The sequence below is a fragment of the Methanolobus tindarius DSM 2278 genome (assembly GCF_000504205.1).
GTDB classification, from domain to species: domain Archaea; phylum Halobacteriota; class Methanosarcinia; order Methanosarcinales; family Methanosarcinaceae; genus Methanolobus; species Methanolobus tindarius.
In genome coordinates, this window is the sequence record NZ_AZAJ01000001.1 from 1612541 (window position 1) to 1630985 (window position 18445).

Here is an 18445-nt window from a genome sequence, read left to right on the forward strand (position 1 = left end):
TCCTCAAATCTCACTTTTTTCCCACGGTTGCAACATAAATAACAAACTCGTTCTCACCATCAATTCCCATTGCAGGATTAATCTCTTCATCAAGGAATGCTGCAATTGCACAAACACCACAGCCCACGGATTCCGCACTGAGATAGAGGTTCTGGCATACGTGACCGGCATCAAGATGCAGGTATCTGTAACCTCTCTGGCTGTACCTCCATGTCATTCTATAGGGAATTGCTGTCCAGATGAAAGTTGCAGCACAGCTGGTTACAAAAGGCTGGTCCAGACACCCACGTTTGATATTTGTTCCGATGTCCTTTTCAGTGTTTATTTCCACAAGCTTGTGTTCAATTGGAAGAAACCTGTAGAGGCCATTTTCAAGTTCTTTGACATTGTTTGCGAGAATATATGTTTCCAGAGCATGTCTTGCTCCTGCTGACGGTACTGTCCTGAAAGTAGCTGCATTCCTGACAACTTCCTTCACTCCCTGAGTGCACCAGAGCAGGTAGGAGAGCTCTTCAAGAGAAAGTGGCTCAAAACTGTAATTCCTGACACTTGTTCTCTTTTCTATTGCTTTTCTGAGGTCGATGTTCTCAACTTTTATATTCTGTGGCAAAGGCAGGTCAATTATCCTGTCATTCTCTTCTGCACTAAGTTCCAGATCAGGATTAGGGTAGCCCATAGACTGGTCTGACATGTCCAGATATCGATACTGCGTCTTTTCCATGAATTCTTTGCCTGTCCCACTCATAAGTAAACATCAAAGGAAGAAAATATAAAGCATTTGATTGCCCAATTCCTAATATGAAAATACGTTGCCAATGGGCTGAAGCAAACGAACATGAAATTGAGTATCATGACACAGAGTGGGGAGTTCCTGAACATGATGACAGGAAGCTATTCGAGTTTCTGGTACTCGAAGGAGCACAGGCAGGACTTAGCTGGGACACTATCCTGAAAAGAAGGGAGAATTACAGGAAAGCCTTTGATGGTTTTGATTTCGAGAAAGTAGCTGCTTATGATGACAAAAAAATTGCCGAACTTTTGCAGGACTGCGGAATTATCAGGAACAAACTGAAAGTGCGTTCTGCTGTCAATAATGCAAAAGTGTACATAATAATCAGAAATGAGTTCGGCTCGTTTGATGCTTATCTCAAAACATTCCTGCCTGATGGGAAATCAATACAGAATTCATGGAAATCCATGCAGGATATTCCTGGAAAAACTGAGCTTTCTGAAAAGATAAGCAAGGACATGAAAAAAAGAGGATTCAATTTTGTGGGTCCAACGATAATCTATGCTTTCATGCAGGCAGTGGGAATGGTAAATGATCATGTAGTGGATTGCTTCAGGTATGAAGAATGCAGGAAAATGAAGTGAGCTTAATCCTCATTTTACATCATAGTTTAATCTGCCATCATTCCGTCCTTCAGAGTAATAACTCTGTCAACGTAATCCAGATGCCACTCTTCATGAGTGACCATGACGATGGTCTGCTCATTCTTTTTGTTGAAATCACTGAATAGTTCAAGCACCTGTCTGGAAGCCGTACTGTCAAGATTGGCACATGGTTCATCGGCAAAAATAATCTTTGGTTCGTGCACAAGCGCCCTTGCAATTGAAACTCTTTGCTGTTGCCCTCCGCTCATTTCTGATGGAAGGTGATGCATTCTCTCAGAAAGACCAACGGCTTCAAGTATATTTGTTGCCTTTTCCTCCAGCTCTTTTTGAGGATATCCCTGCATCATCAATGGAAGGTACACATTTTCATGTGCTGTTAAAGTGGGGATTAGTGCATAGTCCTGAAACACATATCCAAGGTTATTCAGCCTGAATCTGATCTTCTCCCTGTCACTAAGTTCCGATACATTTGTAGAGTCAATAATTATCTGTCCTGATGATGGTGTATCAAGAATTCCAAGCTGGTTGAGCATGGTGGTTTTTCCACTTCCACTTGAACCGACAATGGCAACAAATTCTCCCTTCTCAATGTTGAGACTGACACCTTTAAGAGCCTGCACCTCAACTTTTCCCATCAGGAAAGTCCTCTTGATATCTTTAGCCTCAATCATCAGTTAGAACCCCATATAAGGTCAAGAAGACTTCTTTTCGTCATCTTGTAGGATGGTATAAGTGACCCGAGCACCGCTGCCATGAATAGCATCATAGCACGGATTACAGCCTCTGAGTTGCTAAGATCCAGACTGACATTGCCTATTGGAGCGCTGATTGGATGTGCCTGGGTATACCCGGTTATGACGAACTGCATCAGGGAATAACCAATTACCATTGCAATGAAAGCATAGAACATCGCCTGCAGCACAAAAGATGCAATAATCACTTCCTCTTCAATTCCAATGGCTTTCTGGACACCGATTTGTCTTTTCTGACTTACGATGTTGACAAAGATTACCACAAAAATGATAACAAAAGCAACAATAAGTCCGACTGCCGTGAAGATGTTTCTTACCATTGACAGCGTGCCCTCTATTATCTGCAGGATGCCGGCAAATTCAGTCCATGAGCGAACTTCTTCCTGTATTCCGAGAGACAGGATTTCATTCATCACAACGTCTTCATCTGATCCATCCTGAAGTTTAATGGCAATTTCCTGAGCTTTATTATCGGCATTAAGAGCGTCTTCAAGGTCTGCAATGTTAACAAAGGCGGAAGAATCAGACATGAAGAACAAGGTGCTGTAAATTCCCTTGACCCTGAAATCCATTTCCTGCCCGTTTATCAGGACAGTTACGATATCGCCTACTTCCACATCTTCAAGGGATCTTGTCTGCATTACCGCTCCGTATCCTCCTGAAATCTCCCTGCCGAGCACTATTTCTCCCCTGTCAAGTTTGCTTATGAATTCCCCTTCAACCATAGCAGATGAGAAATCAGTCACAAGCTCTTCTTCCTGCGGGTCGATGCCATAAATTGTGGCACCAACTTCCTTTTCTTTGTAAGATACACTTGTTTTCAGCCGCAACCGGGGAGAAACGCCCGTAACTTCAGGTATGTGCTCTATTTTTTTGCTCAGGGCATCAACGTTTGTTATGTAGGCTTCATCCTGTGCTGGTTCAATAACGATGTTTCCTGTCTGGTAGTCAACAAGAACGTCGTTGAACTTCATTGTCACTCCACCTATCATGCTGGAGAAGAAAACAAGCTGAAGATACACCAGTGTCAGGACAATAATCGTAAAAAAAGCAATTCCTTTATTTCCTCTAAGTATCGATTTTGATGCAAGGAAAAACGAGACTTTTGCTTTTTCAAACATGTTCTCTTCATCCTGTCTCTTATTTTTTGTTTTTACTTATCAGGCGGTCTTTGTGAGTATAAGCTGTATATCCAAGAACCAGCAGCACTATGATTACCAGCAATATAAGATATGGAGAGGTTCCTGTAACATTCATTGTGAGTTTCTGTTCTACGGAATGATTTCCAAAGTCGTCCTCATATTCGATAAGTGCAGTGTACTCCTGATCCCCGCTTTTTTGAGGGATGAATGAAAAAGTAGCAGGAGCATCATCATCTGCATCAAGTTTTCCGATGAAAGCTTCTTTAGTTCCTGACATGTCAAGGTCAACAAGGCTGACCTTAACAGACCTTGCTTCTCCCTCACCTACGTTCTCTATTCTGATTATCTGGGTGAGCTCTGTTCCTTTTTCAGGCATCGTGGGACTATTCTTGACATTTGCAATGTCTATCTTCGCTTTGCCTTTAGCCTCAAAACCGATAGTTTCCACTGAGCTTATATTCAAACTTTCAGTATCATCTACAGCTCTTATGGATATCGGGATATTATATGATGTTATATCAGCATCTTTTCCAAGACTTAGCTTGAAAGCTATCTCTTTTTCTTCTCCTGCATCGAGTGTGTGAATGAAGGCACTGTTGTCATTTACAGCTACAAGCCCCGGGACATCATCAATTTGCAGGCTAATCTTTATGTTCTTGGCATTTCCACTACCAACACTTTCAACGGTAGTGTACAGGACAAAATCATCACCAGGAGATATTCCTGTTTTTGAGAAAGAGGAATTCATGAGGGCAATTTCAGGTGTACCTTCAACTTCTATGGAGATTGTTCTTGTAACAAAAACACTGTTTCCATCTGAGAGTTTGAATGTCACATGGTATGTGCCGGTTCTTGCTTCAGGATCAATGAGGAAATTGTAGTTGATCTCAACATTTCCGTTTGAGCTGATTCTCTCTATCCTGAAACTGCTATTGGAAATACTCTTTACACCATACTCTTTTTCAGAGAATCTGAGAATGAGAGGGAACTGGTTCTCTACATCAAGAATAATATTGTTCACGGTGGTGTCATCGTAATTTGCAACACTAACTTTTACAAGCAGTTCTTCTCCTGGTCTTACAGGCTGAGGTGAGACCTCTGCTGCAAGTATGTCGAGTTTATCAGTCCTGACCTGTTCCAGACCAAAAGCAGGAAAGGAAGTGCATAAAATACAAATTATTGATAAAAATAGAATTGATTTGAGATATTTGCTCATAACCATTGAAAATCCCCCTCGTGAAATAACTTCGATTTTTTATAGTAAGTCTGGTTCAAATTGACTTATACTTTTTGTAAGGGGGTTTTGAATGGATTATTGTCCTCTCTTCCCGTACCTGTAAATAAATATTACAATTGCAGGCAGGAATGAAAATACACAGAATTCGTATATTGTCAGGGGACCAATTGTCCATAGAAATGGATTATTTGTTGCCGGCCAGAGTGGAGTAATGTCCGTGTACAGAGGTGAATCAAGAATCACATGGCTCCATGTTCCGATAATTGATCCAATTACGATTGAATTGAGGGAATAACTCTGTTCTATTCTCAGTTTATCGGTAATTTTCTGCAACCATGCTCTTTGAGAATAAATGAACCATGCAATTAATAGTCCTATAACCGTTGCAGCCAGAAAAGTATGAAGTGGTCCGTGCAAGGGTCGACAACCTGTAAACAGGCAGTAGGTTGCACGAACATCAATAATAATACTACCGATTAAAATAGAAAAAAGATTGACCTTTTTCTCGAAAACTTCTCCGAGAAGAAAGGCCGGTCCTAGATGAAAAGGTGTGAAGGGCATTCACATCAGGTTAGATATCCGAATGGGCTGTCTTCATAGTAATAAACCAGTTCGGCAGTTTCAGCTGCGTCAGCCTCTGAGCCAAAAAGCAGGCTTGAAAGTGTTGGCTTGTTCATGTAGACTATAGTCGGTTCATCTATTCCTGCAAGGTCTGCTGCCATGTCAAGTGCATCATAGAAATTACCCAGTTCATCCACAAGTCCGAGCTCCTTTGCTTCTCGTCCGGTGTAGATTCTACCATCTGCAAGACTTTTGACTTCACTGACACTCATGTCCCTGCCTTCAGCCACATCGCTCACAAAGTTGCTGTAAACTTCTGCTACAACCTTGTTAGCGTATTCCTTCTCATCATCAGAAAGTCCTCTGGCAGCATTACCCATGTCCTTGAATTCACCGGACTTTACGATGTAGTACTCGACTCCTTCTTTGTCATAATATTCTGACAGGTTCTGGAATTGCCATATAGTACCTATGCTTCCGGTCATTGTTGACGGGTTAGCAACTATCAGGTCGGCAGGTGCTGAAAGGTGGTAGGCAGCACTTGCTGCTGTGCTTCCCATTGAAACTACAACAGGTACGCCGCTTTCACTTGCTTTTTTGACTTCTTCGTATGCCTCTTCGCCAGCTGTTGAAGACCCTCCGCCACTGTTAACTCTCAATACTATGGCTTTCACATCTTCATCATTCAGTGCTTTTCTGATGTTGTCAGATATTACTTCGGAGCTTGCATAGCCAAGTCCACCAGGTACACTGCTTGTAACCATAGTTCCTTCTATGTAAATTACAGCAATTTTATCGTTGGAAGAGTAAAGATCACCGTTAAATGACTGGTAGATAGCTGCAAAACTGACACCAATGACAAACAGTAGAGCCAGGACAATGGCAGCATATTGCCATTTACGGCTTTTCTTTTTAACTACAGGAGTTTCATGGGATGGTTCATAATAACCTGATCCTGCTCTTGTTGAAGGCTCTGTTCTTGTTTCCTTTACAGGAGTTTCTTTTTCAGGAGCAGAATTAACAGGTTCACCATTCTCAATATCGTCTGAAGTGTTTTTTGAAATATCCTCATCCTCTGAAGTTTCAACTTTTTCCAGGACAGGTTCAGATGTTTCAACTATAATCGGTGAATCGTTTTCGGCAATTTTATCACTTGCTTCGATTTCAGCATTTTCGGATACGACACTTGTCTGAATCTCGTCAATATCTTCTTGAGTGTTATCACTCTCGTTTTTATCATAACTATACGGGTAAAGATGATATTCGGTATCATCCTCTATGTTTTTTTCTGAATTATCTCCGTTCATCTATTCGTTCCATCCCGCGTATAAAATGTATTTGCACATTCAAAAAGCTTCCCTTATGCTCAGCGAGCGAAATATATTTTATAATTGCACGCAATGCAACACCATATATATTGATCATATTTTTAGTGGAGATAATAAATGTCAAACATTCCTTCTGATAAAGCCGTGCTTGTGACATGCGGTCTTCCATATGCAAACGGAAAGGCGCATGTTGGGCATCTTAGAACATACATTCCCGCAGATATTTTTGTGAGGTCACTCCAGAAGAACTCACAGGAAACAACATTTGTCTGTGGTTCTGATACCCATGGAACTCCTATTGTGGTAAATGCCGAGGAGCTGGGTATCACACCTAAAGAACTGGTCCAGCAGTATCACACTCATTTTGATGAAGTATTCAAGAAGATGGGTGTGGAGTTTGATGCATTCGGAACAACCGATGATGACACAAATCACAACCGTACCACTGAGATAGTTGACAAGCTTATCGAAAAAGGTTATGTCTATCCAAAGATAATCGAGATAGCATATTGTCCTCAGTGTGACCGTTTCCTTCCTGACAGGTATGTTGCGGGTACATGTCCACACTGTGGCGAAAAAGCACGTGGAGACGAGTGTGATCAGGGTTGTGGAAAACATCTGGAACCTGGAGAGCTTAATGAGCCAACCTGTACAATATGCAGGGGTCCTGCTGAATATAAGGAACAGGAACACTTTTTCTTCAAACTTTCTGAGTTTAAGGACTTCCTCATGGAGCACCTTGAAAACCTTGGCGGCACACTGAATGCACGCAACTATGCAATGGGCTGGATAAAACAGGAACTTACAGACTGGTGTATCACAAGGAACCTTGAATGGGGTGTAAGATTCCCGGGACACGATGACCTTGTAGTTTATGTATGGGTTGACGCTCCGATTGGCTACATGGCTTTCACAGAACAGTGGGCAGAGAAAACCGGCGGAGACTGGGAGAAATTCTGGAAAGGTGACTGTCCGATAGTCCATTTCATTGGTGGAGACATCATCTACCACCACTGTATTTTCTGGCCTGCAATGCTCAAGGGAGCAGACTACAGTCAGGCATCTGCAGTTGTTGCATCAGGTATGCTGAAAATCGAGGATAAGACATTCTCCAAGAGCCGTGGATATGTTGTATGGGTTGAGGAAGATTACCTTGACCATGGTTTCCATCCTGACCTTCTGAGGTATTATCTTGTAAGTTATACCTCACACACAAAAGAGGTCAACTTCTCATGGAAGATCTTCCAGGACAAGATAAACACCGAACTTGTTGGTGTATTAGGTAATTTCCTGTACAGGAACCTGCTCTTTGCTTTCAAGAACTTTGGTGAGATTCCTGATGGAGATATCGACCCTGAGGTCATAGAGAAGATCAATTCAACCATTGAAGAAGTAGTAAGAGCAAACTCAGAATACGAGTTCAAGAAAGCTGCTGACACTGCAATGGCTCTTGCATCATACGGAAATTCATACTTCCAGTCAAATGAACCCTGGAAGCTCATTAAAGAAGATAAAGATGCCTGCGGAAAGGTTGTAAAGAACTGTATCCAGCTTGCCAAGGCACTTATCCTTCTGTTCGAACCAATGACACCAGGCAGCATGGAAGTTGCATGGAAGCAGATTGGAATGGACTCAGATGTCCATGAAGTTACATATGAAGAAGCAACCGTTCCTGTTGTAAGCGGAACAAAACTCGAAAAGCCTGGAATTCTTTTCACCAAGTTAGAAGATGATAAGATCAATGAGATGGAAGCAATATCATCAAAGCGCATAAAGGCAGCAATGGCAAAGGAAGCAGGTATTGAGGAAGTAGAAATTATGGAATACAAAGATGAAATAGAATATGATGATTTTGCAAAGCTTGATATCAGAGTTGGTAAGATTGTTACCGCTGAGAAGATCAAGAAATCAAAGAAACTCCTCCGTCTTGAGGTTGATATCGGAGATGAAGAACCAAGACAGGTTGTTGCAGGTCTTGCAGAATACTATGACCCTGAAGAAATGGTTGGCAAGATTGTTAATGTACTTGTGAATCTCAAGCCTGTAAAGCTCTGTGGCGTTGAATCACAGGGAATGCTTCTTGCAGCAGATGCCGGTGAGAGAGTTTCTTTATTGTCAACCGATAAGGAAATGGGACCAGGTTCCTGTATCAGATAATTTTGTTTTATTTGAAGGGTGCATTCTGCACCCATCTGAGTTTATTTTCTTTTTTTGTTTTCCTTTGAGTCGACTTCATATTGTTTTTCAATATGATATTTTTATTTATGAACAATTTATATATTATCTTAGTTATTATGGAACAATTACAAAGTTGCTTTTTTGCTTCTTTTTTAGTTCCATATTGATTAACTGAGGCCATTACAATGGAAATAGAAAAAAAAGATATCTACCTACATTCTTCTCTCTTCATAATAGGGATAATACTGGTAGTAATTTTCAGCTATTTCCTCATCTCATCCAATTTCTATGATCTGGAAAAGGGATACTCACTCCATAATACTCACATGTTTGTTCATGGTATCGAAGAAGATGAGGTGAAAACTCTCAGTTCCAGCGTTTCAAATATCGTGATATGTGCACGACATGGAGTAAGAGGTACAGATCTTGGTAATTTTGATGACAAACTATCAGATGATGAATTTCTTATAAACCATGATATTGAATCTATAATTATCTATAATCCCCATAACGAATCTCCTCTTTTTGAACATACGATAAATGGTGTAGCTCCGTCTAATGATCTTAAAGCTTATTTGTCATCAAACCCCAAGGCATTTTCTGAGTGCATGAATAACTTTACTCTTTCAGGTCTTGTATTCCTCCCTGAAAGGACTCTGTTAGTTGCCATGGAATATTTTGTTCCGGCTGAAGGAACGGTTGAAGATGGTCTGGTAGTTGTCGTCTCACGTACAATTGACATTAATGAATTAGAAATAGCACAAGACAGGTCCATATATTTTGTTTTAGAGGATGTAGGTTCTTTTTCAGAGGCAGATAAAAAGGCACCTGGTTATAAGACAAATGATATTTCGCTTAGTAATTTTGAAAATGGAGATCCTGCAGGTGCAGTTCTGCTGTATGATATAATGGGTCATCCTGAGAAAATGTTAAAGGTCGGTACAACAAGCCACACATCTTCAATAGGGCTAAAAATGGCAATGTCTATCGGAATTGCACTTTTGGTAGTAACTTCTATTGAACTATTTTTCCATATTTACCTTGCAAAGAATATGAGTTTCATAGAGTTCAACCTTCTGGTAAAGGAACTTGAAAACATTAGAGATAGAGGAGATCTTTCATCCAGAATTGAAGTAGAAGGCGATGAACAGGTTAACTGGCTGGCTGATGATATCAATAACATGTTAAATTCACTTGAGGAAAAGGAAGGAAAATACCATGCTCTTTTTGAGCAGTCAAATGATGCCATTATGATTTTTGGTTCCGGTGCTTCATTGGTTGATATGAACAGCAAGACCTCTGAATTACTTGGATATGAAAAACCTGATCTTTTTGAAATAAATATCGACTCTCTCTCTCCTGAGGAATGCCCTACCAGTCTGGTTGATATCTATGAGCAGACCATCAGAGAAAGTTCTGTCAGATCAGAGATTAAACTGTCACTTTCCAATAACAATGTGATTGATGCTGATATCAGTTCTTCAATCATTGATAAAGAGGAAGGAACTGTTCAGGTAATTATCCGTGATATCACTGAGAAGAAGATTTATGAAGAAGCTCTTTTACAAGCAAAGCTTGAAGCCGATGCAGCAAATCGTTCAAAAAGCCAGTTCCTTGCCAATATGAGTCATGAATTGCGTACTCCTTTGAACTCAATTATCGGTTTCTCAGATATGTTGCTCCTGAAGTCATTCGGTGATATCAATGAAAAACAGGAAAGATACCTGAATAATGTATCAGGAAGTGGAAAACACCTTTTGAATCTTATCAATGATATTCTTGACCTGTCCAAGATAGAGGCAGGTATGATGAGTTTAAACACTGAAGATGTTATTGTTTCTGAATTGATGGATGAGGTTATGGGAACCATTTCCTCAATTGCAGTTAAAAAGAACATTTCTCTGGAATCAATTATTGATGAGAAACTGACAACCATGAAAGCTGATAGGGTTAAGATTCGACAAACTCTTTTGAATCTCCTGAGCAATTCAGTGAAGTTCACTCCTGAAAAAGGGAGTGTTACCCTTGAAGTTAAAAAAATCGGTAACTATGTCCAGTTTGCAGTAAAGGATACAGGTATAGGTATATCTGAAAATGACCAGAAATACCTTTTCTATGAATTTACTCAGGTAGATTCTGATCACAATCGTAAATATGAAGGAACCGGACTCGGGCTTGCTCTTGTAAAGAAGTTTGTGGAAATGCACGGAGGAAAGGTTTGGGTAAAAAGTGAACTTGGCAAAGGATCTTGTTTCTATTTCGAGATTCCTGTTGATGGGAAATAAAAAAGTAAATTTTATTTTTCCAGGTGTATCCGCTTAGAACTGACAATTATATGGATGTAGAGGTTATTTAGCACACAGAGCAAATTGGTTTACTTCAACTATTAATTTTTCTATTTATCGATAATAATTGAGATGTCTTTCATTACGGAGAGAAAAGAATAACTATCATGTGAGAATATATATTAATAGGATTGCAACCCTTCGTCTAATATTTAGTGGGAATGTTACCAGAGGAATTTGATACTAAATGCTTTCCTGATTGTTGGATTATTTTTTCTTCATTGTTCTCAATCGTATTGTTTTAGAAAATGGTTGAGTTTTGATGTTGAAAACACAGCCTGTGACATGGGATTCTCTGAATATCTAAAGAAAGACGCGCTAGGTGTAACAAACACGATGAATAAAGAAGAAAAAAAATCTGAAGTGCAAAATGTAGTTGGGGAAGGAACTGACAGCTTTGCAATTGTGGGTATCGGTGCCTCGGCTGGAGGGTTAGCGGCTTTTGAGGCATTTTTTTCAGGAATGCCTGCAGATACAGATCCAAACATGGCTATTGTCTTGGTGCAACATCTTGACCCCGACCACAAAAGCCTCCTGGCCGACCTGATCAGGCGCCGCACTCGCATGCAGGTCTTTGAAGTAGAAGATGGAATGATGGTTCGTCCAAATTGTGCTTACATTATCCCTCCAAATCGTGACATGGCTTTTCTTAATGGAACACTCCAATTGTTGGAACCTTCATCTCCACGTGGTCAACGAATGCCCATTGATTTCTTTTTCCGATCCTTAGCTCATGATCAACAAGAACGAGCTATATGTGTTGTTCTTTCTGGTACGGGCAGCGATGGCACACTTGGAGTGCGTGATATTAAAGAAGAGGGGGGCATTGTCATAGTACAGACTCCTGAATCTGCTGAGTTTGATGGCATGCCGCGTAGTGTCATATCCACTGGTATGGCGGACTATGTGCTGGATCCGGATAAAATGCCTTCACAGATAATAGGCTATACATCTCATGCTTTTGACAAGCTTTCACGATCATTCACTGCAGCTGCGCTTAGTGACGAGGCCTCATTGAAGAAAATATTCATCCTGTTGCGTTCACAGGTAGGCCATGACTTTTCCCAGTACAAAGAAAAAACCATTATGCGTCGTATTCAAAGACGCATGGCTGTCAACCAGATTGATACACTGGAAAGATACACTAAATATTTACAACAGATGCCTATGGAAGTGAATGCTCTCTTTGATGACTTGTTGATTGGTGTGACCTATTTTTTCCGTGATCCTGAAGCTTTCAAGAGTCTTGAGGAGCAGGTCATACCCTTGTTATTTGTCAATAAAAATACAGGCGATGATATTCGTGTCTGGTCAGCAGGATGCTCCACAGGGGAAGAGGCCTATTCTCTTGCAATTCTACTTGCTGAACATCAGGAGAAACTGAAAAAAAGTTTTAAAATTCAGGTGTTTGCCACAGATATTGATAGCAACGCAATCGCTACTGCTCGGACTGGTATTTATCCTTCCAGTATAGAGGCTGATATCTCTCAGGAAAGGCTAAGCAGATTCTTTGTAAATGAACAAGAAAGTAACAAGTATCGTATTTGTAAAAGTATTCGTGATACGATTGTCTTTTCCGAGCAAGACCTGATAAAAGACCCTCCATTTTCAAAGATGGACCTGATATGTTGTCGCAATCTTCTCATTTACATGAATAGAGATTTGCAGAAGAAAATCATTCCTCTATTCCATTATTCTCTAAATCCGGGAGGCTTTCTCTTCCTGGGTGCATCTGGGTCGATAAGCTATTTAAATGCTTATTTTTCTGTGCTGGATCGTAAATCCAAGATTTACCAACGTAAAGAAGATTTTCACAGCTCACAGAATGTGAATCCGTCTCCATTTTTACTCTTAAAGACGGATATAACAACCATGCAACCTGCCAAAAAGAACTCAATTCCTGAAAAACCATCGTTGCGTGAACTGACCGAAACTATGCTTTTGCAGTATGTAACTCCAGCTGCGGTACTTGTCAATAGCCAGGGCGATATTCTTTATATTCATGGCCGCACTGGTATGTATCTGGAGCCCACTCCCGGTGAGGCAGGTGTAAATAACATCATCAAGATGGCTCGTGAAGGATTACAACGTGACTTGACAGTATCCCTGCATAAAGCCGTTGGCGGCAAAGAGCTTGTACAATGTCCGGGTCTGTCTATCAAAACAAATGATCATACTTATACTATCAACCTTACTGTGCGTCCTGTAATGTCCGAATTAAACGGGAAATCAGAAAACTCTCTTTATTTGATTACTTTAGAGGAGGCTCCTAATCTGGAACTCAGATCGCAGCAGATAACAGCTGCATTGAATTCCATTGTGGGAGAGGATGAGTTTAATTTAAAAGACGCTGAAGCACAAATCTTGACTCTAAAGCAGGAGTTGCGTGCTAAAGATGAATACCTCTATACAACTAAAGAAGAACTGGAAACCTCAAATGAAGAGCTCAAATCTTCGAATGAGGAGTTACAGTCGGTCAATGAAGAATTGCAATCCACGAATGAAGAGCTGGAAACTTCTAAGGAAGAATTACAGTCGGTCAATGAGGAATTAGCTACTGTCAATGCTGAACTGCAAACCAAAGTTGTAGATCTTGGACAGGCCAACAATGATATGAATAATTTGCTGGCAGGCACTGGTATTGGTACTGTCTTTGTAGACGTAGATCTACATATCCTTCGCTTTACTCCATCTGTAACTCAAATTATTAATTTAATCCAAAGTGATGTTGGAAGACCAGTGGGTCATATAGTCTCTAATTTGGTAGAATACAACAATTTAGTGGAAGATACACAGGCAGTTCTGGACACGTTAGTTCCTAAAGAAATGGAAGTGCAGACGAATTCAGGAACCTGGTACGCGATGCGTATCCAGCCCTATAGGACTCTGGACAACGTGATTGAAGGCGCAGTAGTTACTTTTGCTGATATTACTAGCTCAATTAACTTACAAAAAGCGCTCCGATTAAACGAAGAGCGTCTGCGTGTTGCGTTGAAAGTATCTCCTGTAATGGTCTTTAATCAGGATGAAAAGTTGTGTTACACATGGGTATATAATCCTAATGCAGCGTTTTCTTCTTACTCGATTATCGGTAAGACAGACCATGATATATTGACTGCAGAAGAGGCATCCAGACTTTCGGTCATTAAAAAGCAAGTTCTGGAAAGTGGGGTTGGATTCCGTAGTGAAGTGTTTATTAGTACAAATGGGAAACAGTTATCCTATAATTTGACAGTGGATCCATTGTATGATATCTCCGATGGGATCATAGGGATTACTGGTGTTTTGATGGCCAGTACCAACTAAATAATTCAGGTTACAAGTGATAGCAGGGAGATCGTTACCGTAAATATGGGTGTTGGGTGTAAAGAATGAAAAGCAAACCATCTCAAAATACAGAATCTTCTGAACTGCGTAGAGAGGCCGAAGAAAGGCTCATTGGAAAAACTGACAAGTTACCCGATAACTTTGAGAGTGAGCTGTCTGAAGATGCCCAAAAGCTTATCCATGAGCTGCGTGTGTATCAGATTGAGCTGGAGATGCAGAATGATGAATTGTATCGGACACAACTGGAACTTGAAACTACGCAGGCACGTTATTTTGATCTCTATAATCTGGCACCAGTGGGTTATTTTACAGTCAGTGAAAAAGATATGATACTGGAAGCAAACCTGACTGCTGAGACTCTGCTGGGAGTGTCACGAGGTTCGTTGGTCAAGCAACCATTAACACGTTTTATTTTCAAAAATGATCAGGATACCTACTACCTGTGTCGCAAACAACTTTTTAAGACAGGTGAGCCGCAGACATGCGGGTTGAGGCTCGTGAAACCCGATAAAACAACACTTTGGGCTTTATTGGAAGCAACTGTTACTCAAGAAGTCAATGGTGCCCACACTTCCCGTGTAGTGATGAGTAACATCAATGAGCTTAAGATATTGGAGACAAACCTCATAATTGAAAAAGAAAAAGCTCAGGAAGCCACCAAAGCCAAGGGTGAATTTCTGGCAAATATGTCTCATGAGATACGCACTCCAATGAACGGTGTGATCGGTATGGCCGGTTTGCTTCTGGACACTAAACTTGATGATGAGCAACGATATTATGCAGAAACGATTCTGGCTAGTGGAGATGTGTTACTTGATATTATCAATGATATACTTGACTTCTCTAAAATGGAAGCTAATAAACTCGAAATGAAGTTGCTTGATTTTAATCTACACAATGTCCTGAGTAAGCTAACAATTATATTGTCCATAAGGGCTCATGAAAAAGGAGTGGAATTGCTCTGCACGGTAGAACCAGAGGTGCCAGCTAATATTATGGGTGATCCTGGGCGCCTGCAGCAGGTACTGACAAATCTTGTTGGGAATGCTATTAAATTCACACAGAAGGGTGAAGTGTCTGTACGTGTGAGTCTGGAATCAGAAACCTTCTCATCAACAGTGTTACATTTTTCAGTAACAGATACCGGGATTGGTATTCCCCTGAATAAAATAGACCTTCTCTTTGACAAATTCTATCAGGTCGACAGTTCCACAACACGTCTATATGGCGGTACTGGACTTGGCCTTGCTATCTCTAAACAAATTATAGAAACGATGGGGGGAGAAATAGGTGTGAAAAGTACTGAAGGCAAAGGTTCAGAGTTTTGGTTCACAGTCCCTTTTTCCAAGCAGCAAGAACCTGAGATTTCTTCAATTCAGTCTGTTTCTCTTCAAGGTATACGTATACTTGTAATGGATGCTAACACAAAAAATCTTGAAGTGCTTTTAGATCAATTATCCTCTTGGGGCGCAAGAGCAAAGGGGGCTTTAGATGAAGCTATGGCAATAAAAGTCCTTTGTAAAGCATATGAAAACCATGAGCCATTTCAGGTTGTAATTCTGGATTTTCATATTTCTGGAATGGATATCGGAAATCTTGCAAAAACCATTAAGGTTGACGACAAATTTAAAGATATTTTTGTTATATTGCTGCTCTCAATAGATGAGTGGCTAAACATCAGACAGCTTGATGAGAACTATTTTGATGCATACCTTGGCAAGCCTTTGAAGCAGTCAGAGCTATTTGATAAATTATCTACTATTTTGGACATGAACGAAGATGGTGAAAATGCGCAGTCTTCTGTAATTAAGCATATTGTTCATGGTATATATGCCAAAAATGGAAAAATTCTTCTGGCTGAGGATAGTATGATCAACCAGAAGGTTGCCCACAATATGTTAAAGAAAGTTGGATTTGATGTAGATGCTGTAGTTAATGGGGCAGAAGCAGTGAAAGCTCTTGAAATTAAGCCATATGACCTGGTGCTTATGGATGTTCAAATGCCTGGTATCGATGGTTTAGAAGCTACAAGGCTCATCAGGAGTCCGGATTCAACGGTTCTCAATAGGTCTATACCAATAATCGCAATGACAGCTCATGCTATGAAAGGGGACAGAGAACATTTTATAGAAGCTGGTATGAATGATTATATTTCAAAACCTTTTTCATTTAAAGCCCTTATGGAATTGCTAAGTAAATGGGTTACACCGGTTCCAAGGGAAAATACGGAAGATAGTTTATCCGCAGGAAAGATGATTAAAGCTGCAGAATCTTTGGTGTTGGATAGGGAGGTGCTTTTTGAAAGTGCAATGGGAGATAAAGAATTTGCCATGGGTTTGATATCAACTTTCATGGAAGAATTGCCCCGACATATGATCTTGCTTAAGAACAGTATTGAGCAAAATGATACCTCTAATGTCACATTTTATGCGCATAAGATAAAAGGGACTTCGTCAAGTCTTGGATGTATAGCTCTGTCTGGTACTGCTGCCTTAATGGAGAAAGCAGGTAAAAATAGCAAAATTGATGAAATCGTTACGATCATGCCTGAACTGCAAAAGCAAACCAAGTTGCTTATGAATGAAATAAAGAGAATATGAAATCAACATTTTGATGAACACTTTGTGTCTATAAAAAAGCGATTTAATTTAGATTATATCTATCTTTATTTTAGGTCTCATACTAATTCCTAGGAGGATCTTTCTTATTATTTATATTAGGGTATAGTAAGGGCACTAGCTGTTAAATTTCCACTATTGAACACAGTAACTACTAAATGCTGCAATAACGGAAAGTATTTCGGGATGCAGCTACTATATAATAATGGGAGATGGAAATAATGTATACTGTTTATATAAAAACATTGAGTAACGCACGTATCAATGTGGATCATATAAATAAAATATGGGGTGAACTTAACCAAATAATGGTTGTGACTTCTGATTCCTCAGTAGAAACCATCTACTGTGGAAATACTGATCATGTAGATAGAAAGATAGAAACAATACTTTCTCTAATAGACGAAGCAAAAAGAAAATCTGAAAACATTGGAGATCTTTTAATACTAGATTTTTCCAAATTTATCAATTAAATATAATCTTCTTTTTTTCCAAGTCTGTCAATCAAAGGAAAAACTTCAGGAGTATTCTAGTTAGATTTCAGAATTGAAAAGAAAAAATATTTTGACTTGTAGTTCAGAGAAAAACCACATAACATCATTTTTTAAAGTTACTTCCAAAAACTACTTATCTATATTTCCTCAAGCCCCATCTCAAGATAAGATGTCCTGATGGAATCTTCTTCTCCAATTTCAAAATTGGCCAAAAATGAGAATATCTGTTCCCTGTGACCCTCAATATCGGATTCTGCCCCTATCTCAACTTCCATGAATTCGCCCAGTCCTTCGACTCTGTCAAGACAGATGGTCATATTCTCGAATCTATAGACCTCTCTTGTTTTTTTAACGATGCCGGACTCATAAAATCCAAGTGCAAGCAGGATGTTTCGGGTTATTCCACCATCAACCGGAGTTTCGAATTCTTCTCTTGTTTTGGAAAGAGTATCAAGTTTTTTGCCTTTATAGGTCATGACAGACCTTCCATCAACGGAGCGTATCCTGAGTGCTTCATCCGTTTTGGCAAAATCCCTGTCCGGGGCATTAAAATAGGTGTCGCAGTGGTGCTGGACACCTACAAAAACAGCACCCATAACCGACAACTGCTCTTTTACAGGCAGGTGGTCGGCACGGGCCTTTACTTCAATTTCTAACATTTATCTGCAACTTCTAGCTCTGGTACAAACTTTGTACCGTAGTAGATCATTCCACGTTCTCCAGCCTGTCCAAGCTTCCTGAACACAGGTTTGACCTTCATACCTATCTTTACATCCTTAGCATCACAAATTATCTGGCTTGTGAGACTTGGTCCTTCTTCCAGTTTGATAATTCCAAGAACATAAGGTGTCTGGTTCTCAAAACCTTCTGCTGCAGTGTGGATCACAGTGAACGTCACAACTTCTCCTTTCCCTGAGAATTTGTAATCTTCAATCTCACCTTCACGTCTGCAGGCAGGACACATGTTACGTGGTGGGTAGAAGTAGTCATCACATTTCTTGCAGTGTGTTCCCACAAGGTTGTATCTTGCTATCTGTTTTCTCCAAAATCGTGGTACTGACATGATGA

At 40.1% G+C, this 18445-nt stretch carries 14 protein-coding genes; 6 read left to right on the plus strand and 8 right to left on the minus strand.

Features of this window, described 5'->3' with window-relative positions:
• Nucleotides 1–10: 10 nt before the first annotated feature.
• Entirely contained in the window at nt 11–745 is a 735-nt protein-coding gene (locus tag METTI_RS07830) for a SagB/ThcOx family dehydrogenase (RefSeq protein WP_023845279.1), read from the minus strand.
• A gap of 53 nt (nt 746–798) precedes the next feature.
• Between METTI_RS07830 and METTI_RS07835 the strand changes: the two genes are divergently transcribed.
• Complete coding sequence (locus tag METTI_RS07835) at nt 799–1374, plus strand: DNA-3-methyladenine glycosylase I (RefSeq protein ID WP_023845280.1); 576 nt, start codon at nt 799–801, stop codon at nt 1372–1374.
• Nucleotides 1375–1400: 26 nt separating this feature from the next.
• Here the strand turns inward: METTI_RS07835 and METTI_RS07840 are convergent, their stop codons facing one another.
• From METTI_RS07840 to sppA, 5 genes are all read right to left on the minus strand, one after another.
• Entirely contained in the window at nt 1401–2066 is a 666-nt protein-coding gene (locus METTI_RS07840) for an ABC transporter ATP-binding protein (RefSeq protein WP_023845281.1), read from the minus strand.
• Nucleotides 2066–3268 carry an ABC transporter permease gene (locus tag METTI_RS07845; protein WP_023845282.1) on the minus strand — a complete coding sequence of 401 codons (1203 nt, stop codon included), beginning with the start codon at nt 3266–3268 and terminating at the stop codon, nt 2066–2068. The genes METTI_RS07840 and METTI_RS07845 overlap by 1 nt, the downstream gene beginning before the upstream one ends.
• Nucleotides 3269–3287: 19 nt before the next feature.
• Complete coding sequence (locus METTI_RS07850; RefSeq protein ID WP_023845283.1) at nt 3288–4511, minus strand: COG1361 S-layer family protein; 1224 nt, start codon at nt 4509–4511, stop codon at nt 3288–3290.
• Between the two features lie 90 nt (nt 4512–4601).
• Nucleotides 4602–4943: a metal-dependent hydrolase gene (locus METTI_RS07855; protein ID WP_052324320.1), complete on the minus strand. Its 342-nt coding sequence runs from the start codon at nt 4941–4943 to the stop codon at nt 4602–4604.
• 149 nt (nt 4944–5092) lie between these two features.
• Nucleotides 5093–6394 (minus strand): signal peptide peptidase SppA, encoded by a 1302-nt coding sequence (gene sppA, locus METTI_RS07860; protein ID WP_023845285.1) that lies wholly within the window; start codon nt 6392–6394, stop codon nt 5093–5095.
• Between the two features lie 138 nt (nt 6395–6532).
• On the opposite strand from sppA, the gene metG reads away from it, so the two are divergent.
• The 5 genes from metG (at nt 6533) to METTI_RS07890 (ending at nt 17356) form a co-directional block, all read left to right on the plus strand.
• Complete coding sequence (metG, locus tag METTI_RS07865; protein WP_023845286.1) at nt 6533–8572, plus strand: methionine--tRNA ligase; 2040 nt, start codon at nt 6533–6535, stop codon at nt 8570–8572.
• A 206-nt stretch (nt 8573–8778) separates the two neighbouring features.
• Complete coding sequence (locus METTI_RS15115; RefSeq protein ID WP_023845287.1) at nt 8779–10878, plus strand: sensor histidine kinase; 2100 nt, start codon at nt 8779–8781, stop codon at nt 10876–10878.
• A 396-nt stretch (nt 10879–11274) separates the two neighbouring features.
• Entirely contained in the window at nt 11275–14244 is a 2970-nt protein-coding gene (locus METTI_RS07880; protein WP_084324053.1) for a chemotaxis protein CheB, read from the plus strand.
• Between the two features lie 65 nt (nt 14245–14309).
• Nucleotides 14310–16865, plus strand: a complete 2556-nt coding sequence (locus tag METTI_RS07885; protein WP_023845289.1) for a response regulator — start codon at nt 14310–14312, stop codon at nt 16863–16865.
• A gap of 239 nt (nt 16866–17104) precedes the next feature.
• Nucleotides 17105–17356, plus strand: coding sequence for a hypothetical protein (locus METTI_RS07890; RefSeq protein ID WP_023845290.1), 252 nt, complete (start codon nt 17105–17107; stop codon nt 17354–17356).
• A 158-nt stretch (nt 17357–17514) separates the two neighbouring features.
• Here METTI_RS07890 and cyaB read toward each other — a convergent pair whose 3' ends face one another.
• Together cyaB and METTI_RS07900 are read right to left on the minus strand one after the other, a co-directional pair.
• Nucleotides 17515–18036, minus strand: coding sequence for a class IV adenylate cyclase (gene cyaB / locus METTI_RS07895; protein ID WP_023845291.1), 522 nt, complete (start codon nt 18034–18036; stop codon nt 17515–17517).
• Nucleotides 18030–18440, minus strand: a complete 411-nt coding sequence (locus METTI_RS07900; protein WP_211232187.1) for a Zn-ribbon domain-containing OB-fold protein — start codon at nt 18438–18440, stop codon at nt 18030–18032. The genes cyaB and METTI_RS07900 overlap by 7 nt, the downstream gene beginning before the upstream one ends.
• Between the last annotated feature and the right edge of the window lie 5 nt (nt 18441–18445).

What these genes read in the sequence shown, in the direction of transcription:
- METTI_RS07885 (WP_023845289.1), top strand. Translation starts at nt 14,310, where the DNA reads ATGAAAAGCAAACCATCTCAAAATACAGAATCTTCTGAACTGCGTAGA.
- METTI_RS07845 (WP_023845282.1), bottom strand. Translation starts at nt 3,268, where the DNA reads ATGTTTGAAAAAGCAAAAGTCTCGTTTTTCCTTGCATCAAAATCGATA.
- METTI_RS07835 (WP_023845280.1), top strand. Translation starts at nt 799, where the DNA reads ATGAAAATACGTTGCCAATGGGCTGAAGCAAACGAACATGAAATTGAG.
- METTI_RS15115 (WP_023845287.1), top strand. Translation starts at nt 8,779, where the DNA reads ATGGAAATAGAAAAAAAAGATATCTACCTACATTCTTCTCTCTTCATA.
- METTI_RS07880 (WP_084324053.1), top strand. Translation starts at nt 11,275, where the DNA reads ATGAATAAAGAAGAAAAAAAATCTGAAGTGCAAAATGTAGTTGGGGAA.
- METTI_RS07840 (WP_023845281.1), bottom strand. Translation starts at nt 2,066, where the DNA reads ATGATTGAGGCTAAAGATATCAAGAGGACTTTCCTGATGGGAAAAGTT.
- METTI_RS07830 (WP_023845279.1), bottom strand. Translation starts at nt 745, where the DNA reads ATGAGTGGGACAGGCAAAGAATTCATGGAAAAGACGCAGTATCGATAT.
- metG (WP_023845286.1), top strand. Translation starts at nt 6,533, where the DNA reads ATGTCAAACATTCCTTCTGATAAAGCCGTGCTTGTGACATGCGGTCTT.
- METTI_RS07900 (WP_211232187.1), bottom strand. Translation starts at nt 18,440, where the DNA reads ATGTCAGTACCACGATTTTGGAGAAAACAGATAGCAAGATACAACCTT.
- cyaB (WP_023845291.1), bottom strand. Translation starts at nt 18,036, where the DNA reads ATGTTAGAAATTGAAGTAAAGGCCCGTGCCGACCACCTGCCTGTAAAA.
- METTI_RS07850 (WP_023845283.1), bottom strand. Translation starts at nt 4,511, where the DNA reads ATGGTTATGAGCAAATATCTCAAATCAATTCTATTTTTATCAATAATT.
- sppA (WP_023845285.1), bottom strand. Translation starts at nt 6,394, where the DNA reads ATGAACGGAGATAATTCAGAAAAAAACATAGAGGATGATACCGAATAT.
- METTI_RS07890 (WP_023845290.1), top strand. Translation starts at nt 17,105, where the DNA reads ATGTATACTGTTTATATAAAAACATTGAGTAACGCACGTATCAATGTG.